The sequence below is a fragment of the Aerococcus sp. HMSC23C02 genome, from assembly GCF_001806805.1.
Lineage (GTDB): Bacteria > Bacillota > Bacilli > Lactobacillales > Aerococcaceae > Aerococcus > Aerococcus sanguinicola.
This window is the reverse complement of sequence record NZ_KV786043.1, coordinates 76757-100571: the sequence shown is the minus strand read 5'-3', so window position 1 is coordinate 100571 and position 23815 is coordinate 76757. Positions and strand designations below refer to the sequence as shown.

Sequence of the window (23815 nt, the reverse complement as noted above, 5' to 3'; positions counted from 1 at the left end):
AAGTTATTCATTTGCTTTTTTCTCTTGGCGGACCATGGCAGAAAGGTCACCAAGCAAGGTCTCGAAGGCCAAACCTTCCCGGTCCACATCGGGTTCATCAATGGAACGGGCCAAGGCCTGACTGACCTTGGTGACTGCTAGAGCAGAAGCATCGGCCAAGCTAAAGCCATTGACTAAAGCTCCCACCAAGATACTACCAAAGATATCCCCAGTGCCATGGAGCTTGCGACCAATAAAATCAGACTGTTTGAGCCCTTCTTCATCCTTATCGGCATCATAATAATGGGCACCGGTTTGCCCTTCCCCGTCATAGCCAGCCCCCGTTAAGACCAAGGACGTCTTCTTAACCTGGTTGCAGGCATGGACGAATTGCTGGAAGAGCTCATCTTCAACTAAGCCTTCTTGATAAGGCAAGCCATAAATCAGGCTGGCCTCCGTCTGGTTGGGCATAATCAAATCAGCAATATCGCATAAGCTGCGCATCTTATCGGCATAAGCCTGGTCAAAGCCAGGATAGAAAGCCCCATCATCGGCCATAACTGGGTCTAAGTAGAACTTTCCCCCTTCAGTTAGCAGGTCTGGAAGGGTCTCTAGCAAGAAATCGATCTGCTGGATATTTCCCAGGTAACCGACATAGACTGCATCGAACTTAAGGCCGTAAGTCTGCCAATTTTCAACAATTTTAGGCATCTCCTGACTGAGGTCGAGATAGGTATAATTCTCAAAACCAGGTCCAGTATGGGTAGACAAGAGAGCCGTGGGAAGGATAGTCCCGGTCAACTCCATACTGGAAATGATAGGCAAGGCAACAGTGGTTGAACACTTGCCATAGCAGGAAATATCATGAACAATTAAAACCTTTTTCACACAATCTCCCCTTAGTTGGCTACAATATTAACCAGTTTATTTGGTACGGCGATCACTTTACGGATGGTTTTACCTGCAATCTCAGCTTGGATCAGTTCGTGAGCTTGGGCACGTTCAGCTAATTCTTCTTTCGACAAGTCTGCAGGCACTTCATCATGGGCCTTGATCTTCCCATTGACTTGGTAAACCACTTCAATTTGGTCGTCCGCCAAGAGGCTTTCATCGTATTCTGGCCATGGCACATAAGAAATCCCAGCTTGGCCAGTCAAACGTTCCCAGAGCTCTTCACCCAAGTGAGGGGTAATTGGCGCAAGTAATTGAACAAAGCCCTTCATGTATTCAAAAGCTAGGGCTTCTGCCTTGTAGGCTTCGTTAATGAAGACCATTAATTGGGAAATAGCTGTATTAAAGTGTAATTTCTCATAGTCTTCTGTGACCTTCTTAACGGTTTGGTGGTAAACCTTGTCCAGTTCGCCAGTATTAATAGTTGTGATCCGGTCGCGCAGCTCGCCTTCTTGGTCGATCATTAAACGCCATACCCGGTCGAGGAACTTACGAGAACCAGCCAAACCTTCTTCACTCCAGGCAATCGAAGCATCTAGAGGGCCCATAAACATTTCATAGAGACGGAGGGTATCTGCCCCATAGGCTTCCACCACATCGTCAGGGTTCACCACATTGCCTTTTGACTTAGACATCTTTTCATGGCCTTCACCCAGGATCATGCCTTGGTTGAAGAGTTTTTGGAAAGGTTCCTTGGTTGGGACAATGCCTAAGTCGTAGAGGAATTTATACCAGAAGCGGGCATAGAGCAAGTGGAGAACCGCATGTTCTGCCCCACCGATGTAGAGGTCCACATTGAGCCAGTAGTTAGCAGCTTCTTCGCTAATCACGGCTTGGTCATTGTGCGGATCACAGTAACGCAAGAAATACCAAGAAGAGCCTGCCCACTGTGGCATAGTATTGGTTTCCCGTTTGCCCTTCATCCCTGTTTCTGGGTCTGTGACATTGAGCCAATCTTCAAAATTAGCCAGAGGAGATTCGCCTGTCCCACTTGGTCGAATATTTTCTCCCTTAGGTAAGAGCACAGGCAGGTCTTCTTCCTTAACCGCTGTTGTCGTTCCATCTTCCCAGTGGATAACAGGGATTGGTTCGCCCCAATAACGCTGGCGTGAGAAGACCCAGTCGCGTAGACGGTAAGAAACCTGGGCTTCACCCGCGCCTTTTTCTTCCAAGACTTCAATGGCTTTCTGGATGGCTTCTTCCTTATCTAGACCATCTAATTCAGCGGAATTGATATGTTTACCGTCACCGGTATAAGCTTCTTCTTCGATATTGCCACCTTCAATGACTGCTTTAATCGGAATATCGAACTGCTTAGCAAATTCATAGTCCCGGCTATCGTGGGCAGGAACGGCCATAATGGCACCAGTCCCGTAAGACATCAGGACATAGTCTGCAATCCAAACCGGAATTTCTTCTCCACTCAGCGGATTAATGGCATAAGCACCCGTAAAGACGCCAGTTTTTTCCTTGGCGAGGTCGGTCCGTTCCAGGTCCGCCTTATGAGAAGCTTCTTCCACATAAGCTTCGACTGCTTGGGCTTGGTCAGCCGTCGTAATCTTCTTCACTAAGGGATGTTCAGGCGAGAGCACACAGAAAGTTGCCCCATATAAGGTATCTGGCCGAGTGGTAAAGGCTTCAAAGCTTTCCTCACTATCCTTGATTTGGAAGTTAACTTGGGCCCCTTCTGACCGTCCAATCCAATTGCGTTGCATTTCCTTGATGCTCTCTGGCCAGTCGAGGTCATCTAAGTCTTCCAGCAAACGGTCCGCATAAGCCGTAATCCGCAGTACCCATTGTTTCATTGGGCGACGCACAACAGGATGGCCGCCCCGTTCGGAAAGCCCATCAATAACTTCTTCATTGGCGAGCACAGTCCCTAAGGCCTCGCACCAGTTGACCATGATTTCATCTTCATAAGCAAGCCCCTTCTCATAGAGCTTGGTAAAGATCCACTGGGTCCACTTATAGTAATCGGGGTCCGTCGTGTTCACTTCACGGTTCCAGTCATAGCTAAAACCGAGTGACTTAATTTGATTCTTGAAGGTTTCGATATTTTGTTCAGTGAATTGGGCGGGATCATTCCCCGTATCCAAGGCATATTGTTCAGCTGGCAAGCCAAAAGCATCCCAGCCCATAGGATGGAGGACATTGTAGCCCTGGGCCCGTTTCATCCGCGAAACAATATCTGTTGCCGTATAACCTTCTGGGTGACCCACATGGAGGCCGGCCCCAGATGGGTAAGGGAACATATCCAAGGCATAGTATTTAGGCAAGGAATGGTCCTCTAAAGTCTTAAAGCTATCGTGTTCTTCCCAATAGCCTTGCCATTTCTTTTCAATTTCTAAATGATTAAATGTCATCTTCTTCTCCTTTTCTATATCGATACAAAAAGCCCTAGCAAAATTTGCTAGGGCGTCTTTTACGCGGTACCACCTAAGATAAAACAACTTCTCATGGCCTTAACGCGGACGAAACGCCATAGCTTCACCAGTCGCTTAGCTATGGAGGTCTGTTAGATGAGTTCAACAAATGCCATGATATGCTCCCAGCTAACGCATACTCTCTTGACATGGCACGCTTGCCTACTACTTCTAACCCTTTTATCATATGGACTCATTGTATCACAGGATCGTCTCCCATGCCAGGGCCAAGTTTCTTCTCATAAAAAAGCCAAGTCCAAGTTAAGGACCTGGCATGGTGGCTTCCTTGGCCTCAGCCTATTTACCAGGAATGGTTAAGCTTTGACCAGGCAGGATCAGTGAATCTTGTTTCAAATTATTAGCTGCTAAAAGCTCATTTAGCCCTACCCCATGGTTAACTGAAATCCGGTAGAGATTGTCCCCCGCCTGGATAGTGTAGGCTTGGCTTTGAGCTGTGGCTGGACTGCTACTTGCTTGGCTTTGGCTGGCCGCATTGGCAGGCGCTTGGGCTGGAGTCTGTGCTTGGCTCCTTGCTTGAACTGGCGCTGCCTGGCTGGTCACTGCTTGAGAAGCAGGAGCCACTTTAGCAGGCGATTGGCTCAATTTCAATTCTTGGCCGACATAGATGTTAGACCCAGTGAGTCCGTTCAATGCCTTCAATTCTTGGACCGTCATGCCATTAGCTGAAGCAATCCGCCAGAGGGTATCACCCGCCTGAACCTTATGCCCGCTAGCAACCGGTGTCGCTTGGCTAGCTGGTGCTAGAGGACGGCTTGTCGCAGGTGCTTGTGTCGTTTGCTTAGCGCTCGTCTGACCACCAGAAGTGGAGAAGACTTGGCCTGGATGGATTAAGTTAGACGTTAAGCCATATTGCGCTTTAAGAGCTGAAACAGTCGTTCCTAGATTACGAGCAACGGTGTAAAGGCCATCACCTGGCTTAACCGTATAGGACTTGCCAGTCGACTGGCTACTTGTTTGCTTAGGCATTTGCTGACTTGGTGCCGGCTTAGACGCTTGACTACTATTGGCAGCCCCTACACTGAAGACTTGGCCTGGATGGATTAAGTTTGACGTTAAACCATATTGAGCCTTAAGAGCAGAAACGGTCGTCCCCAGCTTTCGTGCGACAGTATAAAGGCCATCGCCTGGCTTAACCGTATAAGACTTGCCCGTAGACGGCGTATTAGCCTGCTTAGTGTCTTGACTGCTTGGAGCTGGCTGAGCCTTTTGACTGCTAGTGGAGGCTCCCACGCTGAAGACTTGGCCTGGATGGATTAAGTTTGACGTTAAACCATATTGAGCCTTGAGGGCGGAAACACTTGTCCCTAAGTTGCGTGCCACTGTATAAAGGCCATCCCCTGGTTTAACCGTATAAGACTTGCCAGTACTTTGCTTTTGACTAAGATTTTGACGAGCTTGGGTCTTAACTGATGGCGCGCTGCCTCCTTGGTCATAGGCAGTCAAACCATACGTTTCGATCAAGTTGTTTAGCTTGGGGCCATAAGAGGTGTCCGTCGCATAACGGCCAGTTAGCCAAGCTGTCGCATCACGATAGGAGTTGGTATTCGATTTCCATGCCCCACTGTAGAAATTAGAATTAAAGGAAGGGCCGTTCTTCAAGAGACCCACATAGTCAATTAAGGACTCACGATAAGATGGATAAGCTCTAAAACCGTCACGGATCCCATAATAAGAACCTGAGCCATTATCTTCAAGGGTATTCATCACGACTGAATTGCCTTGGTAGTTTCCTTTGATACCGAAGAGATTGTTATAAGGTGCTTGAGATAAGCTACTTGATCCCCAGCCTGATTCAAGGACGGCTTGAGCAATCATCACAGAAGCATAGAGGTCATTTTGACCTGCAAGTTCAGTGGCATGGGGAACCACTTTGTTTAAGAATTGATTGGTTCTGGTCGAAGTGGCTGTGACTGCGACTTGGTCTGCAGACACGGTTTCTGTTAGGTCGGCACTGACTGCTGCCACAACAGCTGCAGACCCACAGATTAAGGCACCAGTTTTCAAAAGTTGAGCTTTATTTAATGTCAATTTCAACGTGTCAGCCTCCTGTTTAAATTTACTTGTTTCTATTATAATTCAAATCTAGCTAAAATGGGGTGAATTTTATAAAAGTATGGACTTTTAATATTTGTAACCTTTTTGTAATCTAGGAGGAAATGCTATAATAAGCCTAAGCTTTGAACTCCAATTTAGAATCGAGGTTGCAATTCATGCATAATATTATCCAAATCTACCACCACATCATAGAAGAGAGCCTGAGTCCCGGTATGACAGCGCTCGATGGCACCGCTGGAACAGGCCAAGATACTGCCTTTTTAGCCCGTTTAGTTGGCCAAGAAGGTATGGTCTATGCCTTCGATATCCAAGCTGAGGCGATCCAGCGCAGCCAAGAACGCTTAGAGAAAGAAGCGTTGGACCAGCAAGTGACTCTCATCCAAGCGGACCATGCCTGCTTGGACCAGTATTTGCCAGAAGGGCTTGCAATCGATCTAGCTTGCTTTAACCTAGGCTACCTGCCCGGTGCGGACAAGGCCATTATCACGCAGGGCCAATCAACTTGTCAAGCCTTGGACCAATGTTGCCAGTATCTTAAAGCAGGGGCTAAGATTCTTGTCGCCGCCTACCTAGGACACCCAGGAGGTATGGAAGAATATGAGACGGTCTGCCAACACCTAAGCCAGTATCCCCAGGAGGCTTTCAATATTAGCCAAGTCCAGTTCATTAACCAACGCAATCTCCCACCTCGCCTGATCATTATTGAAAAGAGAGGAGGAAGTGCGCATGACAACCATTAAAAAGCTAGCCAATTTTAAGGTCTATAGCTTGCATTTAGCCAGTCTATCAGCCCTAATCCTGGCCTTCCAAGTGGACCAGTGGCGCTGGCAAGCCTGGGCCGTGATTTTGCCCTTTCAATGGCTCTTAACCGAACTTTTCTATTGTTTTACAGACGGTAAAGAACTTAGTCTAGTCAAGAACATCAAAGGCCTCCTCCTTACTGAAGTTCTTGTCTGGCTGCTCTTCATCCTGGCCTATTTTGAATTTGGTTGGCCGGTTCCTCGCCTCCTCATCCTCTCCTACCTTTTAGTCCACTCCAGCCTGCTCAGCCATAAACTGGTCAAGTTAATGCCCCACCTGGCCTATGTCGGTAGCCTCATCATCTATACTTACCTTATTCTCTATACGAATAGCCAGCTAGTTAGCCACCAATACACCGCTTTCTACCTCGCCCTCTTTCTAGGCCTGGCTGCCCTCTTCACGCGCTCGGAAGTCCACGATCCTATCTTTTCTGGTGAAAAGAGCTTCTATCGATTCTTGGGCATTCTTAGCCTCATCGCGAGTTTGATCCTGGCTAGCTTTCTTCTTCCTCAAGGCGCTTGGTTTATCCTCATCGCCTATCTTCTCGCCCTCCTTATCCAGTACGACCACAAGCAGGCTCTCAAAAAGAGAACTGCTAATCAATAAAAAGTTTTGGGTCTCCTCAGTCATAGCTGAGGGGATTTTTGTTTTTATCTTTTTAATATCTCACTTAATGAATTAGTCGATCGATGGTTTATATATCTATAAGGAGGCAGAAAAATGACAGATAATTTACCCCTCATTCTTCAATTCAAAGACCTTGATAAAGAATCCCGGCCCCGTGAACGACTGATTGCTGGTGGAGCTGAACGCCTCGCCAATTATGAATTGTTGGCTATCCTCTTAAGAACAGGAAGCCGCCAAGCCTCGGTCCTAGACCTAGCCGTGCGCGTCCTAAAGTATTACGAGAACCTCTATGACCTGCGCTATGCGTCCATCGAGGAGCTCACTAAGATTCCTGGCATTGGCCAAGCCAAGGCGGCCGAACTCCTGGCCGCTCTTGAATTTGGCAAGCGGGTCAATCAAGCCCAGTGTCCAAAATTTGGTCAGATTGGTTCTAGCCAGGAGGCAGGCAACTGGTTGCTCAATGAGATGCGCCACTACAAACAAGAACATGTCTTGGTCCTCTTTCTCAATACTAAGCATGAAGTAATCCGTCAGCAGACCATCTTTATTGGTTCCTTAAACATGAGCGTGGCCCACCCCCGAGAAATCTACCACGCAGCCGTTCGCTGCTGCGCAGCCCGCATTATCGTTGGCCATAACCATCCTTCAGGCAACCCCTCTCCTTCCCAGGCTGATATCGATTTTACCCAGCGACTCCTAGACTGCGGCAGCTTACTAGGCATTGACCTACTCGACCATATCGTGGTAGGGAGCGAAGACTTTGTCAGCCTACGCGAGTTCGGTATTTTTTAAAATAAGTCTAAATTGGAGTCTTATGATTTGCCCAACTTATAAACTACTGATATAATACTAGTCAGTGACCTTTAGGATTTTAATTTAAAAGTTTTAACTAGCATTAAAACGGCTAATTTTTCCTCTTAAGCTTCACTAAATATTTTATTGTGCCAAGGCACAGGGAGGATTTTATACATTATGGAACAAGGAACAGTTAAATGGTTTAACCCAGCAAAAGGTTTTGGCTTCATCGAACGTGAAGGTGCTGACGATGTCTTCGTACACTTCTCAGCTATCAACGATGAAGGCTTCAAAACACTTGAAGAAGGTCAATCTGTTGAATTTGAAATTGAAGAAAGCGACCGTGGCCCACAAGCGGCTAATGTCAACAAATTATAATTCTTCAAAAGAGAGTGTGGCAAAATTCGATCAGGCCTGAACCACTGGAACGAACTATGGGAAATCGTTGGTAAACGATTGCACATAGTTCGTGAAGTGGATGTCATGCCTGACTTTTGGAACACGTTTTTGAAAAATATTCGCTTTTTAAAACGAGGCTGGAACTTTTGTCCCAGCCTCGTTTTTATGCCCAAAAAGGCCGCAGGAGAAGGTACTAAGCCCTTTCCTGCGGCTTTTTCTAATTTTATAGCTAATTCGCCTATTCGACGGTTACGGATTTGGCTAAGTTTCTTGGTTTATCCACATCATAGCCCCGTTCAATCGTGGCGTAGTAAGCGAGAAGTTGAGCGTAGACGATGCTCACCAGCGGCAAGAGACACTCTTCTACCTGCATCACCAGCAATTGGTCCCCCGGTCTTTGGCAATTTTCGCTGGCAATATGGATAACTTGAGCCCCGCGCGAGCGGACTTCCTCCACATTACTCCGCACCATTGCAGCCGTCTTCTCTTGAGTAATCAGCGCAATGACCGGCGTCCCTTCTTCAATTAAAGCGATAGTCCCATGCTTCAATTCACCAGCAGCAAAGCCCTCTGCTTGGATATAAGAAATTTCTTTTAATTTAAGGGCTGCTTCCAAGCTAGAGTAATAGTCCAATGACCGCCCAATATAAAAGGCAGTCGATTGGTCAGCAAAATACTGACGGGCTAGGTCATGGCAGCGATCTTTTTCACTCACAGCTGCTTCCATGGCCTGGGCTACCCGCCCCAATTCCTGCTTCATATCGAAGGCGAGCTTTTCGCCTTTTGCTTGGGCCAAGGCACCGGCAAGAATGGCCAATACCGCCATTTGCGCTGTGTAAGCCTTAGTCGAAGCAACCGCGATTTCTGGTCCCGCATGGAGGAGGAGGGTATCGTCTGCTTCACGCGACAAGGTAGACCCTGGCGTATTGGTAATCGTTAAAGAAGGATAGCCTTCTTCATTGGTCTGAACCAAAACTTGCCGGGAGTCAGCAGTTTCTCCAGATTGGGAGATATAGATAAAGTAAGGCTTCTCACTCAATAAGGGGCGGGCATAGGCAAATTCCGAAGCGATACAAACCTCAACCGGAATCTTAGCCAAGGATTCAATCAAGGCCTTGCCCATTAAACCGGCGTGCATCGAAGTCCCCGCCGCAATGATATAGAGGCGGTCGGAAGCTTGGATCTTCGCTAGAATATTAGGATCTACGTTTAAATTTCCCTGGTCATCACTGTAGGCTTGGACAATCCGACGTAGGACTGCGGGTTGTTCGTCGATTTCCTTAAGCATGTAATAAGGATAGGTCCCCTTCTCCAAATCATCCGCATTGAGACGGGCCGTATAAGCTTGGCGTTGGATTGGCTGACCAGACGCATCTTGGATATGGTAGGCGTCGGCTTCCAGGTCAATGACCTCTCCATCATGGATTTCTAGGTATTGGTCGGTCAATTGAATGGCCGCCATAGCATCAGAAACCAAGCAATTAAAGCCTTGACCAAGCCCCAATAAGAGTGGACTTTTGTTCTTAGCCGCGTACAAATGATCAGGATTCATTTTATCCAAGAGCACAAAGGCATAAGAGCCCTCAACTTCATTCAAGGCCCGCAGGAAGGCTTCCTGACCAGTAAGTTGGTCTTTCTCGGCGAAGTAAGCGATCAGTGCAACGACCACTTCCGTATCCGTTTGGCTCTTAAAGGGATAATCTGCTAGATATTTTTCTTTGACTTCCTGATAATTCTCAATTACCCCATTATGGACCAGGCTAAAACGACCATCCGCGGATTGGTGGGGATGGGCATTGGCCTCGCTAGCCACACCATGAGTCGCCCAGCGGGTATGCCCAATCCCAGCACTTGCTGATGGGTCAGCTTCGACCTTATCCCGCAAGGCTTGGATCGGTCCAGCTGCCTTAAAAAGCCGACCTTGCCCTTGAGAATTAACGGTAAAAATCCCCGCTGAATCATAACCTCTGTACTCCAGACGTTCTAGTCCGTTCAAGAGGGCCTCTGTGACGTCCCCTTGACCAATAAATCCAGTAATTCCACACATATAAATTTCCTCCTAAAGATAGAATAACTAGATCTTCCAGCATCTGGCCTGCCCCTTGTGTATTTGAGGGCCTGCCTATAGACCATGCAGCCTCTGAACCATCCGCCGATTATTCGATAAGTTCAGTCCTCGTCACCTATTCCTAGGCCTGGCGCTATCCCTATAGGATTTCCTTAAATGAATTAGAAGATCCCTTCTATTTTATACTAAGCTTTTTTAGCTTGTCAATCAATTACCATAAAGCGTATTAATAGAAAAGGCCGGGACCTTCTGTCCCAGCCTTTTCGTTATTATAAAGCTAAGCTTTTAAATCTTCAATACGTTCCAGGGTAGCTTGAAGTTTTTCTTGGTATTGGCTACCTTTTTCCCGTTCCTTAGCGACAACTGCTTCAGGAGCATTATTGACAAAGCCTTGGTTGGCTAATTTTTTCTCAACTCGGGCAACTTCATCCCGCCATTTATCGGCTTCTTTTTCAAGACGGGCAATTTCTTCGTCGAGATTTAAGAAACCAGCTAGAGGAAGGTAGACTTCACCGGCATCGAAGAAGAGAGTCATGGCCTTATCGGGGACTTCTAGATCTGTCGCAATGGTAAGATGGTCAGGGTTCAGGAATCGGTCCAGATAATCACTATTAGCCTCTAACATGTCCTTAGTGGCTGGACTATCCGCCTTAATTTGGATATCGATCGCCTTAGAAGGCGCCACATTGTTCTCATTCCGTGCATTGCGGACCGCACGGATAAGGCTGATTAAAGCCTCCATTTGCTTGGCTGCCTCTTTATCGATTTGATCCGCTTGAACTTCGGGATAGGCTGCAGTCACGATGCTACTACCTTCATGGGGCACATTTTGCCAGATTTCTTCCGTAACAAAAGGCATGATCGGATGGAGCAAGCGCAGGATTTGGTCAAGGGTATAGGCAAGAACTGACCGGGTCGTTAACTTAGCGGCTTGGTCATCGCCGTTCAAGACTTCCTTACTCATTTCAATATACCAGTCACAGAAGTCATCCCAGATGAAGTGGTAGAGCGAGCGTCCAGCTTCACCGAATTCAAAGTTATCGAAGTTACGGGTGACTTTTTCAATCGTTTCATTTAAGCGGGTCAGGATCCACTTATCGACAATATTCGTCACCTGGCTCAGATCGATTTCATCATAGCTGAGGCCATCCAGGTTCATCAGGGCATAACGGCTGGCATTCCAAATCTTATTGATAAAGTTCCAAGCAGCCTCTAGTTTTTCTGGATAGTAACGGATATCCTGACCAGGTGTCGATCCAGTGGCTAGGAACCAGCGGAGGGCATCTGCTCCGTATTGGTCCACCACATCCATTGGGTCAACCCCATTGCCCAGAGACTTGGACATCTTGCGGCCTTCTGAATCGCGAATCAAGCCGTGGATCAAGACATTTTGGAAGGGACGACGACCGGTAAATTCCAGGGATTGGAAGATCATCCGGCTGACCCAGAAGAAGATAATATCATAGCCTGTTACCAGGGTGTTGGTTGGGAAGTAGCGTTGGTAGTCCGCTGCCTCTTCATCCGGCCAGCCCATGGTAGAGAATGGCCAGAGCGCACTGGAGAACCAGGTATCGAGGACGTCTTCATCCTGGGTCCAGTTTTCTTCGTCAGCAGGAGCTTCCATGCCGACATAGATTTTCCCTGTTTCATTGTGGTACCAGGCTGGAATTTGGTGGCCCCACCAGAGTTGCCGTGAGATTACCCAATCATGGACATTCTCCATCCAAGAAGTAAAGGTTTGTTCAAAACGTGGAGGGTAGAAATCTACGCGGTCTTCCGTTTTTTGGTTAGCCAAGGCCTTCTCAGCCAGCGGCGCCATCTTCACAAACCATTGGGTCGATAAGCGGGGTTCAACAACGGCATCTGACCGTTCGGAGTGCCCCACACTGTGGACCATTTCTTCAATTTCAACCAAGCTACCATCCGCCTTAAGGTCCTCAACAATGGCCTTGCGACACTCTTCCCGGGTCATGCCCTGGTACTTGCCAGCCTTTTCGTTCATGGTCCCATCGGCATTCATCACATTAATCCGCTCCAGCTGGTGGCGGTTGCCGACTGCGAAGTCATTCGGATCGTGGGCAGGTGTAATCTTAACCACCCCGGTCCCAAATTCCCGGTCCACATAGCTATCTGCGATTACAGGAATTTCCCGCCCGACTAAGGGTAAAATCACCGTCTTACCGATATAGTCTTGATAGCGTTCATCGTCAGGGTGGACTGCTACAGCCGTATCCCCAAGCATGGTTTCAGGACGGGTAGTTGCTAGGCGGAGGCTGCCAGAGCCATCAGCCAAGGGATATTCCAGGTGGTAGAAGGCCCCCGCATCATCCTTATAGACCACTTCGATATCGGACAGAGCGGTTTGGAAGACCGGGTCCCAGTTGATAATATATTCGCCACGGTAGATCAATCCCTTCTCATAGAGGGTCACAAATACCTTGCGAACTGCTTCAGATAAACCGTCATCTAAGGTAAAGCGTTCGCGGTCATAATCAACCGAAATCCCCATCTTGGCCCATTGCTTACGGATGGTTTCAGCGTATTCTTCCTTCCACTCCCAGGTCTTATCGATGAAGGCTTCCCGACCTAGGTCATAACGAGAGACATTTTCTTCCTCACGCAATTTTTGTTCGACCTTAGCCTGGGTAGCAATCCCGGCATGGTCCATCCCAGGTAGCCACAAGGTGTCATAGCCTTGCATCCGTTTCTGGCGGATAATCATATCTTGGAGAGTCACATCCCAAGCATGGCCCAGGTGGAGTTTACCCGTCACGTTGGGTGGTGGGATCACAATCGAATAAGGCTCTACATCAGGATTGGCATTGGGTTCAAAAACCTTGCTATCCAGCCATTGGTCATAACGGCCAGCCTCAACTTCATTGGGCTGGTACTTTGTTGGCATATCAATTTCTTGCATGACAGACTTCCTTTCTTAATTGACAACTTTTTCGACAGGCAGGCGTCCCTTCATAAGGAAAAACACCCCATCCCTCGAAAGGGATAGGGTGTAAGTTTACACGGTGCCACCTAATTTTTTGACTCGAAGATAACGGCCTTAAACCGGACAAATTTGTCAGTTTGCAAGCTACACCCTAAAGCTCTGCCATGGGTTTCCCACCAACTCCCACTCGCTTAGGACAGATAATTTTAAGGCCTCTTGCGCATTACTTTTTTCATATCACTACGCTAAATTGTAACAGTTTTTTAGTTATTTGGCAATTCTTCTTTCCAGGCCTGGGCCAAGTTGGACTGACGCTTGGGCATTTTGGAGACAGCAGGGTGTCCCTCGACATAAAAGCGTAAGTGCTTGTCTGTCCAGTCCCCTTTATTAGGAATGCCGATCCTAGCCGATGAAGCAATTTGTCGAGGATAGCGCCGCTGATCGAAGTCTATATAGAGGGGGCCCTCTTCTACTGATGTGCCATAGTCCCGTGCCTTGTCAACTGCAAGCGCTTGGCAGAGCTTACCCGGGCCATTCGCTAATTCAAGCCCTGTTTTCTGCCGGCGCTCGGTCATAAGGTCAAGGCCTTCTGCTGGCTCCAGAGCACGGATTAAGACCCCTTGTGGAATACTTGGAGACTGGGTGATCATATTTAGACATAACTGGCCGTGGATATTATAAATATAGAAGATGCCCGCCTCGTGGTAGAAGGCTTCTGTGCGCGCTGTCCGCTTAGCTCCATAAACATGGGCTGCTCGGTCATTATGACCCAAATAGGCCTCCGTTTCCACGATCCACCCTGCTGTCCGGCCCTCTGCTAGGTCGCTAACCAATAGGCAACCGAGGAGGTCTTGTGCTATGTCAATCGTCGTTAGGTTAGGATCTTTAAAGAAGATCTCTTCTCCCACTATGCATCACGGCGTTTAGTCCGCCCGTCCCATTCTCTAAAGCCCCCTTGGAGGATATAGAGGTCGGTAAAACCAGCCTTATAGAACTTAGCGGCAGCTCGTCCGGCTAAGGCTACCCCATCATCATAAAGATAAATGGGTTGGCTCTTGTTGAAGCCTGGCACCCCTTGTTGGAGACTGGAATAAGGGACATTCCGTGCGCCAGTAATATGGGCCGAACGGAACTCATTGGCTTCCCGCACATCCACCACTTGGGCCTGGCGCATACCGGCTTCAAAATCTTCCTGGGATAGGGTAGTTGCTACCTGTTTGCGCTGCCACCACTGGTAGGCAAGGTAGATCCCGTAGCCTAGGATAATGGCTAATAAAATGCATAAAATAATATTTTGACTCATAGTATCTTACTCCTTTAGATCATTTTGGACAAGGGAAGCTGCTCCAATCATTCCCGCATCATTGCCTAGGCTGGCAATCTTAATCTCAACGCTTCCCTTAATCCCTGGGTAGAGACCAGCTTCAAAGGCCGGCTCCAGACCCTGGATTAAATAATTTCCGGCTTGGGCCACCCCGCCACCTAAGAGAATACATTGAGGATGGACGCAGTTAGCGATTTGGCTGAGGCAGCGGCCCAAATAAGTGAGACATTCTTCCACAACTGCCTGAGCAAAGACATCCTTAGCCCTAGCTTTTTCAAAAATTAACTCGGTATCAATTCGGTCAGGATGGGCTTGGACAAAGCTCTTGAAGGAACTTTCAGGGCTTTCCTCTTGTTTGGCTCGGGCCAAGGCTGTTTGACGGAAGCCGGTTGCTGAAGCAATGGTTTCAATACAACCCCGATTGCCACAGGTGCAGAGAAAGCCTTCCGGATTGGCCTGGATGTGTCCGATTTCCCCGGCGTTACCCGCGCCTACCAGTAATTGGTCGTTAACAATTAAGCCTCCACCAATGCCCGTGCCCAAGGTGACCAGTAGGAGGTGGCGGTAGTCTTTACCAGCTCCTTTGGCATGTTCTCCGAGGGCTGCCACGTTAGCATCATTTTCCAGGGCCACTTTCACCCCAGGAAAGGCCTCCTGGAAGGCCCCCCGGATGTCTTGGGCTTTGGCCCAGCCCAGGTTAAAGGCCCCTTGTACACTACCGGCTTGGCGGTCAATGCTGCCAGGAGTCCCCATGCCAATCCCAATCAAATCACTCGAAGTCAACTTGCGTTCTTTAAGTTCGCCTTGGATCGAGGCAATTAAGTCAGGGATAATGGCTTGCCCGCCATTTTTAGCATTTGTCGCGACTTGCCAGCGCCCCACTTCATCAAGCTGGCGGTCAAATAAAGCCAGTTTAGCAGAAGTGCCTCCTAAGTCTATTCCTACAATATATTCAGCCATTTGAATGTCCTCCTCTTTCAATCAACACATACTAAAATAATAGCTGGTAAATGCCTGCCTTGGCAAGAATGAAATAAACGATGGCCACATATACAGCGAGAGCTAAGACGATTTGCCAGATTTTAACTTCATTTTGCTTCTGAGCAAAGATAAAAGAACTCAACAAGCCTCCCAGAGCCCCACCTAAGTGTCCTGCGATATCCACATTAGAAGCCATAAGATTTAAAACTATGTTCATAGCAATAAGTGTCTTATAAGTCCGTCCTAGGGCTTCATAGTAAGGATTATTGGGATGCATATAGGCTTTAACAATAAAGAAGGCAAAGAGGCCGAAGAGGGCCGTTGATGCCCCGGCTGAGATAGCAGCTGAGAACTGGTAGCTCATCAAGTTTCCCATCAAGCCAGAAAGTAAATAAATGGCCAAAAACCGCCAATGGCCCACGATTCTTTCGACCATGGGACCTAAGTAATATAAGGTAATCGAATTAAAGAGCAAGTGGGTAAAGCCAATATGGATAAAGATAGGGGTCAGCAACCGCCAATACTGGCCCGCCGCAATCAAGGCATTCACCTTGGCTCCAAATAAAACTAAAATATCCGCTCGCTCACTGCCTCCCAACCAGGTCATTAATAACCAAACGATAACTTGGATGGCTAGCAAGCTATAAGTAACAATGGGCTGCTTTTGCTTCATAACATCCTCCCTTCCCTTTAAGGTCCATAGATTTATTATAGAGTAGCTTCTTGTGAAGGTAAAATAAAAAGAGGGAAAAGCACTCTCCCTCTTTGCACCGGCTCCTCACAGAGGAGAGCTCGGCATGACTTGTCTGAAACTTATTTCTTAACTTCGCGGAATAAGCAGACACGTTTTAATTTTGGACTATATTTCTTTAATTCTAAACGATCAGGATTGTTACGTTTGTTTTTTTCAGTTAGGTATAAACGTTCACCCTTGCATTCAGTATTTTCTAAAAGAATGTTAACGCGCATTGGACTACCTCCCATTGATTTGATTTCATTTGCTCTTTTTTAGCATACCACAATATTTTAGCATATGATTTAAGACTTTGCAAAATGATTTTTCTAGTTGTCTGATCCTTGGCTGGCTTCTTGACTCTGGTCTGCTTCATTTTGTTTCGTATTGTGACCAAAGTAAGCAGATAAAACATCATAGCCTACACTTTGAGCGTCGACATCCGCAGCCGATGAAGACTTGGCAGGGATAACAATCGAAATGGCAATGCGCGGATTGTCATAGGGAGCATAGGCCACAAAGGTCGAATTGACGATGCCGCGTTCATTGGTTTCTGCCGTCCCGGTCTTAGCGGCGACAGACACTGGGAAGCTCCCAAAGAGATCATTACTCAAGCCATCTGGATCTGCGACAACCGCCCGGAAGCCTTCTTGGATGGCTTGGATGGCGGCGGGTTCGATCTGGACTTCATTGAGAAGACGGGGTTGGCTCCTGTAGATCAACTGGTTAAAGTTTTCTTTAGCTTTTTGGCTGGTATCCGTCTTTTCAATCGACTTCATTAAGTGCGGAGCATAGCGTTTGCCCCCGTTGGCAATGGTTGCCACATACTGGTTGAGCTGCATGGGGGTATAGGTATCAAACTGACCGAATGACATGTCCAAGTAGTTCCCTGGAGCAGACTCTCCACCATTCAGACCGGTGGATTCATTCTGAAGATCAATACCGGTCTCAACTCCTAGGCCAAATTGAGCATAAACATGACGCAATTTGTTCCCTAAATTAGGATCGAGGTCAACCAGAGACATCCCGTCTGTGTATTCCGGCATGCCACCAATCGCCATAGCCACCCGAATCATGTAAACGTTAGAGGAGATAGCTAGGGCCTTGCGGTCATCCAAAACTAACCGGCGGCTTGGATCAAAAGCATACCACCAAGACGCTTTGATTGGCGTTCCTGAGAAATTCAAGGCCTGGTCGACAAAAGTATTGTCTCCCCCTGGTTCAAGGACATCATAGTAGTAGCCGGCCGCAATGGTTGCTCCCTTCACGGTTGATCCCATTTCAAAGGAAGCGTTGATTGTTCCTAAGGCATCATCGTAGAGCTTACCATCTTCACCCCGGCGCTTGCCGCCCAGGGCCAGCACCTCGCCATTGCGTGGATCTGTTGCGACCACATAAATCTGATTATTTTCGCCAGTAGACTTATTTTCTAAGTAGTCTTCGGCGATGGCTTCGACTTGCTTCTGCAGGTTGGTATCGATGGTTAGGCGGAGGGTGTTTCCGATATCGCCAGAGTATTTTTGCCGGTTTTGGACGAGTTCGCCATTCTGGTTAACTTCGGTCTCATACTTGGCCTTGGCCCCTCTCAGATCTGCCTCATACATTTCTTCAAGATAGGATTGGCCGACCCGGTCATTACGGGCATAGCCCTTGGCCAGGTAGCGGTTAGCCCGGTGACTTGGCAGCCCCTCTTTCTCGGTCGTAACAGAGCCTAGGACACTGCGCAGGAGGTCTTTTTCAGGGTAGACCCGTTTCCAATCAATGGTTGTTGTCACCCCAGGCAGGTCGGCACTGTGCTCGCTGACCCGGGCCACTTCTTCATTAGTCACGTTCTCATGCTTAATCAGGGTCGTGCTGAAGGCGTAGGCGCTATTCATCTGCTTATAGATCGCGGCAGCTTCCTTATCTTGGTCAGATAACTTGCCCAAGTCTTCTGACTGGATACGGTTGAGCTGGGCATCATAGAGTTGGCCGCCCTTCAAACGTTTCTCCTCGCTGGATAAGCGGTCATTAAGTTCATCTTCATGACTTGCTGCCCAATAGTCTTTCAGGTCACGTTCGGTTAAGGCTTCGGTATCCATTTCAATGAAGTCGGCTAACTTACGTGCCGTCTTAGCCATATCTTCCCCACTGGTATTCTTGCCCCGTGTGTAGCCGATTGCCTGTAAGCCTTCATTATCAACTAATTTATGGCCATCTCGGTCGACAATATAACCACGAGGCACACCCTCTTTAGCTACATTTGTCTCCGTTAAATGGACCAATTCTTCGAAGGTCTGACCATTGACTAACTGCAAATAACCCAAACGGAAGATCAAGAGGGCAAATCCAGCAAAAACTAGGACCAAAAGAATATTTAAGCGATTTAAATAACGATCCCAGTGCGTTTCTTTGCGCTTAACTTGCTGCTTGTCCAATTCTTCACCTTCTTTCAGACATTTATTATAGCAAATGGACCGTTTGAATGAAAGCCGCAGGGCCCATTTTTATCTTAAGCTTAAAGGATAAAAGGACTTGGCTATTCGCCCTGCTTATATTAAGATTAGTTGAAGACGTGATTCTAAGAAGGAGGTCCCTATGAAGCTGATCAGCCGCTATTACCAGACCCTAAAAGAAAAAATCCACCATCATCCCCTAGCCTGGTCCCTAGTGGCCAGCTTTGGCTTACCTTTTGTCATCCTTATGGTCTTTTATTTCTTTGGCATAGGTCTTTTTCCTTTCGGTGATGGAAGCCTCTACACCGTTGATTTGGGCCAGCAATATATCGACTTCTATGCCTATTACCGCAATGTTCTCCTAGGGCAATGGGACCAAGCCCTCTACAGCTTTCAAAAAGCCCTAGGAGGAGAAATGCTGGGAACCTGGTCTTATTATTTAATGAGCCCCTACCTACTTATCTTGCTCCTCTTTCCCAAGTCTTGGATGACCCTGGCTGTCGCCCTAATCATTGCAGCTAAAATTGGAACGGCTGGGGCCAGCTTCCAATACCTCCTGGCTAAGCACTATGGCGATATTTCCTGGCGGTCGCTTAGCTTTGCCTTTGCTTACGCCCTGATTGGCTATGTCTCCGCTAACCAGCTAAATGTCATGTGGTTAGACGCCTATGCCTTCCTCCCCTTAGTCGTCTACGGCTTGGAGAAACTCCTAAAGAAAGGGTCATGGCCCGTCTATATTCTGAGCCTGGCCTATATCCTCATCGCTAACTATTACATGGGCTTCATGGTCTGCCTCTTCCTGGTCCTATACATGGTCTATGCCCTCATCCGCGACTTTTACTGGCCCAAGTGGCAGGCCAGCTTGCAAGAAGTCTGGCGCTTTACTTGGACTTCCCTAGCCGCAGCTGGCCTAGCTGCCCTGGTCCTCCTGCCGACTTACCAGGCACTCAGTCTAAGCAAGGGCACCTATGCGAGTGAGGTCAACTGGGAATGGGAACTAGCCTATCCAATCCAGGATCTTTTGAGCAAATTTTACCTGGCCCCCTTTAACTTCGACCAAATGCCTGAGGGCCTGCCCAATGTCTATATCGGTAGCCTGGGCCTAATTGCCCTCGCCCTCTACTTCGGCCAAAAGAAGATTCCCAGCCAAGAAAAATGGGGGGCTGGCCTAGTCCTCCTCCTGCTCATCCTATCGATGAATGTCAAAGCCCTCAATATCATTTGGCATGGCTTCCAACCCCCTATCTGGTACCCCTACCGCTTTAGCTTTGTCTTCAGCTTCTTTTGCCTCTTCCTGGCCTACCGGGGCTACCGACACTTACGGACCTTCCGGCTCAAGACAGCCCTTATCCTCTTGGGGCTTTTCACCGCGTCCACGGTCTATGTCCTCAGCCAAGGCGAGCGTTTCGACTACCTGCAGGGGCCCTATATCCTGGCCAGCTTTGTGATCTTTATTCTCTGTAGCCTGATGCTATTCTTTATCGACCGCCGTCCTATTTGGTCAACTTTTCTCATTTATTTGCTCACGGTTGTGGAACTTTCCGCTAATACTTGTCTGAGTTTGTCAGCTATCTCTTATCTCAGTCATTCTGAAGTCGCGGACTACAACCAACTGACCGAAGACTTCATTGAAGAGCTCAATCCTGCTAGTAAGGACTTCTACCGCATCAGCAAGCTCTTCCAGCGCACCAAGAATGATCCCATGCAGCTCAACTACTACGGCCTCAGCCATTTCAACTCCACCATCGAAAAGTCAACCACTGAGCTCTTCCGCTATCTGGGCCTGCCAACCAGTGAAGGTTTTGTGTCCTATAATAACGGAACTCTGATTACCGATGCCTTCTTTGGTGTCCGTTACTTGGTCGAAAGTAAATCTCAGACGACAGACCAAAGCAGTAACCAGCTCCATCTCCAAGCAGCTAGTCATCGGCCCGATATTAAACGCTATCCTTTAGTCCAATCTGACCCTTATTTAATGGCTTACGAAAACGATAGTGCCCTCCCCTTAGCTTATAGTCTACCTAGGGAGATCTTAGACCTTAAGCTCCACAATGCCTATCCCATTTTGCTCCAGGACCAGCTCCTGCAAGTTGCCAACCGCCAAGCCGTTAAGGACTACTACCAGTATTTCCAAGTGGCCTCTTTTGCTGGTCTGGAATTAGATAAGGTAGAGAGTGCAGATCCCAAACAGATCAATACTCACTACCGAAAAACTTCAGATAAGGGCGATGCCTGGATTCATTTCGATATCCAGCTTAATTCCAATGACTCCTATTACTTGACGGTACCTGGCCATCTGAGCGAAGATGACCTAGTCTTCTACCTGGATGGCGAGCCCCTGGCCTATGAGAAAAGCTTCAATAGTGTCCAAGTCTATAACCTAGCAGCCAATGAAGCCGGTCAGAGCCACCGTTTCTCCATCAAACTGCTAGCGGATGACCTGGACTTAAACAATGTCAACCTCTACCGTCTCAACCCAGACCTGGTCAGTCAAAGTGCCAGTCGACTCCAGGCTTCCGGCCTCAAGATAGACCGCTTCAGCAACCGCCAAATCCAGGGACAGGTCGAAAGCCAGGAAGACCAAGATTGGCTGGTCTTCACCCTTCCTTATAACCAGAACTGGACCTTCACCGTCGACGGCAAGAAAGTCGCTAGCCAGCCTGTCCTAGACGGCGGATTCACAGCCATCCCCCTTGGCAAGGCGGGTAAGCACCAGATTAGCTTATCTTTCTGGCCTAGCGCCCTAACTACCGGCCTGGTCGTCTCTGCAACAACAGCAGGCTTCCTCATCCCCCTCTACCGCAGAGACAAGAAAAAATAAAAACGACAAAAAGTCGCCCCCTTCTCTAAAACTTAAGAGAATCGAGGCGACTTTTCCTGTCTATCAATTAAAGAAAAAGGAAACTTGCTAAGCTAGTCAAATGCAACCTGCCAGTCCTGGCCTGCCTCTTTAGCCTCATAGCACTTAGCCAAATGAGCAGGAGAGGTGCGGTAGACTGATAGATCTGGCAAATCATCCAAAGCAAAGAAGGCACAAGCAGAGGTTTCATTATTGGCCTGAAAATCCACGCTCTCCAACTGGCACTCGACGAATACCTTCACCACCGTAAAGAAGGTATCATTAGCATGACTAGTTTCAAGAAAGAGCAGGCGGTCAGCATGGACCTTGGCTCCCGCTTCCTCCCAGGCTTCTTTCTCGCAATTTGAAGCCAAGGTTTCTGTAATATCCATCCAACCCCCGGGCAGGGCCCATTGCTGGTTTCTTTCCTTAACCAAGAGAATTTCATCGTCTTGCCAGATAACCGCCCGGGTGTCAATCTTAGGCGTCTGATAGCCCTCCTCCTCGCTAAAAACCATGGCAATCTCATCTGCTGAGGCATCCGTCAGCTGGTCAAACATCTCCTGTGAAATGGCTCGGATCCTTTCGAATCGTTCCAAGTCAAAATCATTCTCGGTATAATAACATCCTGCCTGGCCTAGAGCCTGGAGCTCCTTGGCCCATTTCATCCATTTTGACATCTAATCCCTCCCTTGCATTGATTATACCTGACTAAATTCTCTTACAAAAGGGTCAAAAAAAGAAGCCAGGGTCAAACCTAGCTTCTCAATAAAGAATGAACTATTTAGCAGCTGCATATAATTCGTTAACGTAGTCCCAATTCACAAGATGCCAGAATGCATCGATATAGTCAGCACGTACATTGCGGTATTTGAGATAGTAAGCATGTTCCCAAACATCCAAACCTAAAACAGGCGCTTGACCATTCATAACAGGTGAATCTTGGTTAGGGGTTGAAACGATCTTCAATTCACCGTTTTCAACAACGAGCCAAGCCCAACCTGAACCAAAGCGACCGCTAGCTGCACTGGCAAATTCTTCCTTGAACTTGTCGAAAGAACCGAAAGTCTTGTCAATAGCTTCTTTGATTTCGCCAGTCGCTTCACCACCAGCATTAGGAGCAAGCATCTTCCAAAATTCACTGTGGTTGTCGTGGCCACCTACATTATTGATGACAGCTTGACGAATGTCTTCTGGCACTTGGTCGATATTGGCTAAAATTTCTTTAGCAGACTTGTCGGCAAATTCATCATGACCTTCCAAAGCTTTGTTGGCATTGGTCACATAAGTGTTGTGGTGTTTGTCATGGTGCAATTTCATTGTTTCTTCATCAATGTAAGGTTCTAAAGCATCATAAGCATAAGGTAATTCTGGTAACTCAAATGGCATATTTAACTTCCTCCTTTTTCTATTCTTCTTAAAGTGTAACAAGTCTTAGCCCGAGATTCAAAATATCCGCTCAAGGCTTTTAAATTTCAGTTAAGGAACTAAGTTTTTTGGTCGTCTGGCTAGGATTTTGCTATACTTAATAAGAAGTACAGAAGCTAGAAAGAGGCATCCTATGATAGCAACTTGGAAATTATTTATCTACAGTATCTTTAAAATTGAGCGCACCATCCCAGCTCTAACTATGAAACTAGGCAAGAAAATCGCCTACTTAGCCCTCCTGACCCTGGTCAGCGCAGCAGCCCTCTTCGCCAATATTTTCCCCGTTCTTGAACTGATCGAAGACAATGGCGAGCAGGTAGCCCAGTCTATTCCGGCCTTCCAGGTAAAGGATGGCGAGATTAGTCAGTCGGAATCGGATGGTTTCGTCAATAAGACGGACCTCATCACCTTCGCCTATGACCCTAAAAACCAGATTTCTGACCAAGAAATGCAAAACATTGAGAAGAAACCCAAACTGGTTATTCATGCCCAAAAAGATCAGGTCACGATTGCTGCCCTCAACCAAAACTACCAGCTTCCCTACCAGGACCTTGCTGGACAGGGCAAGGACTTAAACCAAGCCAATAGCCAAGCGCTCATCCGCCAACTGACCCAGGTTACTGGCCTCACCATGGTTCTCCTATTTGCCAGCTTATATATTTCTTCATTCTTCTATGTCGCCTTCCTAGCCCTAATGATCAGTCTGATCGCACAGATCCTGAAATTAGGAAGGCCCCTCCATTTAAACTTTGCAGATCGATTTAACCTCGGACTCTTCAGCATGACCCAGTCCCTGGTAGTCTTCAGCTTGCTTAATCTCTTAGGCCTGATGGTCCCCTTCCAATCGGAGCTCATCATCCTTCTAGCCCTCTTCCGTTTCTGGATTATGACTTTGAGAACCCATGTGGTAAAATTAAGCGAAGATGAGCTCAAAGCAAAAATTAAAGAAATTGAAAAATATTTTGACGATAAGAATAAATAAGAAAAATCCTAAAGGCTAGCTCCTTCTAGAGCG

19 protein-coding genes are annotated in these 23815 nt (G+C 47.6%); 6 read left to right on the top strand and 13 right to left on the bottom strand.

The genetic code is table 11. The features are described 5' to 3' along the window. Positions 1-3: 3 nt before the first annotated feature. The 3 genes from HMPREF3090_RS01870 to HMPREF3090_RS01860 all read right to left on the bottom strand — a co-directional run bounded on the left by HMPREF3090_RS01870 (position 4) and on the right by HMPREF3090_RS01860 (position 5408). Positions 4-867 carry a pyridoxamine kinase gene (locus HMPREF3090_RS01870; RefSeq protein ID WP_067975706.1) on the bottom strand — a complete coding sequence of 288 codons (864 nt, stop codon included), beginning with the start codon at positions 865-867 and terminating at the stop codon, positions 4-6. Positions 868-878: 11 nt separating this feature from the next. Continuing rightward, entirely contained in the window at positions 879-3293 is a 2415-nt protein-coding gene (gene leuS / locus HMPREF3090_RS01865; RefSeq protein WP_070485790.1) for a leucine--tRNA ligase, read from the bottom strand. A gap of 357 nt (positions 3294-3650) precedes the next feature. Then, positions 3651-5408: a muramidase family protein gene (locus HMPREF3090_RS01860; RefSeq protein ID WP_067975700.1), complete on the bottom strand. Its 1758-nt coding sequence runs from the start codon at positions 5406-5408 to the stop codon at positions 3651-3653. Between the two features lie 176 nt (positions 5409-5584). On the opposite strand from HMPREF3090_RS01860, the gene HMPREF3090_RS01855 reads away from it, so the two are divergent. The 4 genes from HMPREF3090_RS01855 (at position 5585) to HMPREF3090_RS01840 (ending at position 8030) form a co-directional block, all read left to right on the top strand. Further along, positions 5585-6169: a tRNA 5-(aminomethyl)-2-thiouridylate-methyltransferase MnmM gene (locus HMPREF3090_RS01855; protein ID WP_067975696.1), complete on the top strand. Its 585-nt coding sequence runs from the start codon at positions 5585-5587 to the stop codon at positions 6167-6169. After that, positions 6156-6836, top strand: coding sequence for a hypothetical protein (locus tag HMPREF3090_RS01850; RefSeq protein ID WP_067975693.1), 681 nt, complete (start codon positions 6156-6158; stop codon positions 6834-6836). Before HMPREF3090_RS01855 ends, HMPREF3090_RS01850 begins: the two co-directional genes overlap by 14 nt. 114 nt (positions 6837-6950) lie before the next feature. Then, positions 6951-7649: a RadC family protein gene (radC, locus tag HMPREF3090_RS01845; protein WP_070485788.1), complete on the top strand. Its 699-nt coding sequence runs from the start codon at positions 6951-6953 to the stop codon at positions 7647-7649. A gap of 180 nt (positions 7650-7829) precedes the next feature. Further along, a complete protein-coding gene (locus HMPREF3090_RS01840) occupies positions 7830-8030 on the top strand; it encodes a cold-shock protein (protein ID WP_067975685.1) in 201 nt (66 codons plus the stop codon). A 259-nt stretch (positions 8031-8289) separates the two neighbouring features. Here the strand turns inward: HMPREF3090_RS01840 and glmS are convergent, their stop codons facing one another. The 8 genes from glmS to HMPREF3090_RS01800 form a co-directional block, all read right to left on the bottom strand. Further along, positions 8290-10098, bottom strand: a complete 1809-nt coding sequence (gene glmS / locus HMPREF3090_RS01835; RefSeq protein ID WP_067975681.1) for a glutamine--fructose-6-phosphate transaminase (isomerizing) — start codon at positions 10096-10098, stop codon at positions 8290-8292. Between the two features lie 298 nt (positions 10099-10396). Beyond that, positions 10397-13036 (bottom strand): valine--tRNA ligase, encoded by a 2640-nt coding sequence (locus HMPREF3090_RS01830; RefSeq protein WP_067975677.1) that lies wholly within the window; start codon positions 13034-13036, stop codon positions 10397-10399. A 287-nt stretch (positions 13037-13323) separates the two neighbouring features. Further along, positions 13324-13968 carry a DNA-3-methyladenine glycosylase gene (locus HMPREF3090_RS01825; protein WP_230080817.1) on the bottom strand — a complete coding sequence of 215 codons (645 nt, stop codon included), beginning with the start codon at positions 13966-13968 and terminating at the stop codon, positions 13324-13326. After that, positions 13968-14363 (bottom strand): rhodanese-like domain-containing protein, encoded by a 396-nt coding sequence (locus HMPREF3090_RS01820; RefSeq protein ID WP_067975674.1) that lies wholly within the window; start codon positions 14361-14363, stop codon positions 13968-13970. The genes HMPREF3090_RS01825 and HMPREF3090_RS01820 overlap by 1 nt, the downstream gene beginning before the upstream one ends. 6 nt (positions 14364-14369) lie before the next feature. Beyond that, on the bottom strand, positions 14370-15344 hold the full coding sequence (locus tag HMPREF3090_RS01815; protein WP_067975672.1) for an ROK family protein: 975 nt from the start codon (positions 15342-15344) through the stop codon (positions 14370-14372). A 31-nt stretch (positions 15345-15375) separates the two neighbouring features. Beyond that, positions 15376-16038: a rhomboid family intramembrane serine protease gene (locus HMPREF3090_RS01810; protein ID WP_070485787.1), complete on the bottom strand. Its 663-nt coding sequence runs from the start codon at positions 16036-16038 to the stop codon at positions 15376-15378. Positions 16039-16178: 140 nt separating this feature from the next. Beyond that, positions 16179-16334: a 50S ribosomal protein L33 gene (rpmG, locus tag HMPREF3090_RS01805; RefSeq protein WP_067975665.1), complete on the bottom strand. Its 156-nt coding sequence runs from the start codon at positions 16332-16334 to the stop codon at positions 16179-16181. Between the two features lie 93 nt (positions 16335-16427). Further along, complete coding sequence (locus HMPREF3090_RS01800) at positions 16428-18515, bottom strand: penicillin-binding transpeptidase domain-containing protein (RefSeq protein WP_070485786.1); 2088 nt, start codon at positions 18513-18515, stop codon at positions 16428-16430. 160 nt (positions 18516-18675) lie between these two features. Here HMPREF3090_RS01800 and HMPREF3090_RS01795 point away from each other — a divergent pair, with 160 nt between their 5' ends. Then, entirely contained in the window at positions 18676-21354 is a 2679-nt protein-coding gene (locus HMPREF3090_RS01795) for a YfhO family protein (protein ID WP_083272345.1), read from the top strand. Positions 21355-21446: 92 nt separating this feature from the next. Here HMPREF3090_RS01795 and HMPREF3090_RS01790 read toward each other — a convergent pair whose 3' ends face one another. Next, complete coding sequence (locus HMPREF3090_RS01790) at positions 21447-22052, bottom strand: NUDIX hydrolase (RefSeq protein WP_067975659.1); 606 nt, start codon at positions 22050-22052, stop codon at positions 21447-21449. Positions 22053-22152: 100 nt separating this feature from the next. Beyond that, a complete protein-coding gene (locus HMPREF3090_RS01785) occupies positions 22153-22761 on the bottom strand; it encodes a superoxide dismutase (protein ID WP_067975654.1) in 609 nt (202 codons plus the stop codon). A gap of 172 nt (positions 22762-22933) precedes the next feature. Here HMPREF3090_RS01785 and HMPREF3090_RS01780 point away from each other — a divergent pair, with 172 nt between their 5' ends. After that, entirely contained in the window at positions 22934-23782 is an 849-nt protein-coding gene (locus HMPREF3090_RS01780) for a DUF1189 domain-containing protein (protein ID WP_067975651.1), read from the top strand. Positions 23783-23815: the final 33 nt, after the last annotated feature.

Excerpts from the sequence above, each read along its gene's own strand:
- leuS (WP_070485790.1), bottom strand. The coding sequence starts at position 3,293 with ATGACATTTAATCATTTAGAAATTGAAAAGAAATGGCAAGGCTATTGG.
- HMPREF3090_RS01855 (WP_067975696.1), top strand. The coding sequence starts at position 5,585 with ATGCATAATATTATCCAAATCTACCACCACATCATAGAAGAGAGCCTG.
- HMPREF3090_RS01850 (WP_067975693.1), top strand. The coding sequence starts at position 6,156 with ATGACAACCATTAAAAAGCTAGCCAATTTTAAGGTCTATAGCTTGCAT.
- radC (WP_070485788.1), top strand. The coding sequence starts at position 6,951 with ATGACAGATAATTTACCCCTCATTCTTCAATTCAAAGACCTTGATAAA.
- HMPREF3090_RS01840 (WP_067975685.1), top strand. The coding sequence starts at position 7,830 with ATGGAACAAGGAACAGTTAAATGGTTTAACCCAGCAAAAGGTTTTGGC.
- glmS (WP_067975681.1), bottom strand. The coding sequence starts at position 10,098 with ATGTGTGGAATTACTGGATTTATTGGTCAAGGGGACGTCACAGAGGCC.
- HMPREF3090_RS01830 (WP_067975677.1), bottom strand. The coding sequence starts at position 13,036 with ATGCAAGAAATTGATATGCCAACAAAGTACCAGCCCAATGAAGTTGAG.
- HMPREF3090_RS01820 (WP_067975674.1), bottom strand. The coding sequence starts at position 14,363 with ATGAGTCAAAATATTATTTTATGCATTTTATTAGCCATTATCCTAGGC.
- HMPREF3090_RS01815 (WP_067975672.1), bottom strand. The coding sequence starts at position 15,344 with ATGGCTGAATATATTGTAGGAATAGACTTAGGAGGCACTTCTGCTAAA.
- HMPREF3090_RS01810 (WP_070485787.1), bottom strand. The coding sequence starts at position 16,038 with ATGAAGCAAAAGCAGCCCATTGTTACTTATAGCTTGCTAGCCATCCAA.
- rpmG (WP_067975665.1), bottom strand. The coding sequence starts at position 16,334 with ATGCGCGTTAACATTCTTTTAGAAAATACTGAATGCAAGGGTGAACGT.
- HMPREF3090_RS01795 (WP_083272345.1), top strand. The coding sequence starts at position 18,676 with ATGAAGCTGATCAGCCGCTATTACCAGACCCTAAAAGAAAAAATCCAC.
- HMPREF3090_RS01790 (WP_067975659.1), bottom strand. The coding sequence starts at position 22,052 with ATGTCAAAATGGATGAAATGGGCCAAGGAGCTCCAGGCTCTAGGCCAG.
- HMPREF3090_RS01785 (WP_067975654.1), bottom strand. The coding sequence starts at position 22,761 with ATGCCATTTGAGTTACCAGAATTACCTTATGCTTATGATGCTTTAGAA.
- HMPREF3090_RS01780 (WP_067975651.1), top strand. The coding sequence starts at position 22,934 with ATGATAGCAACTTGGAAATTATTTATCTACAGTATCTTTAAAATTGAG.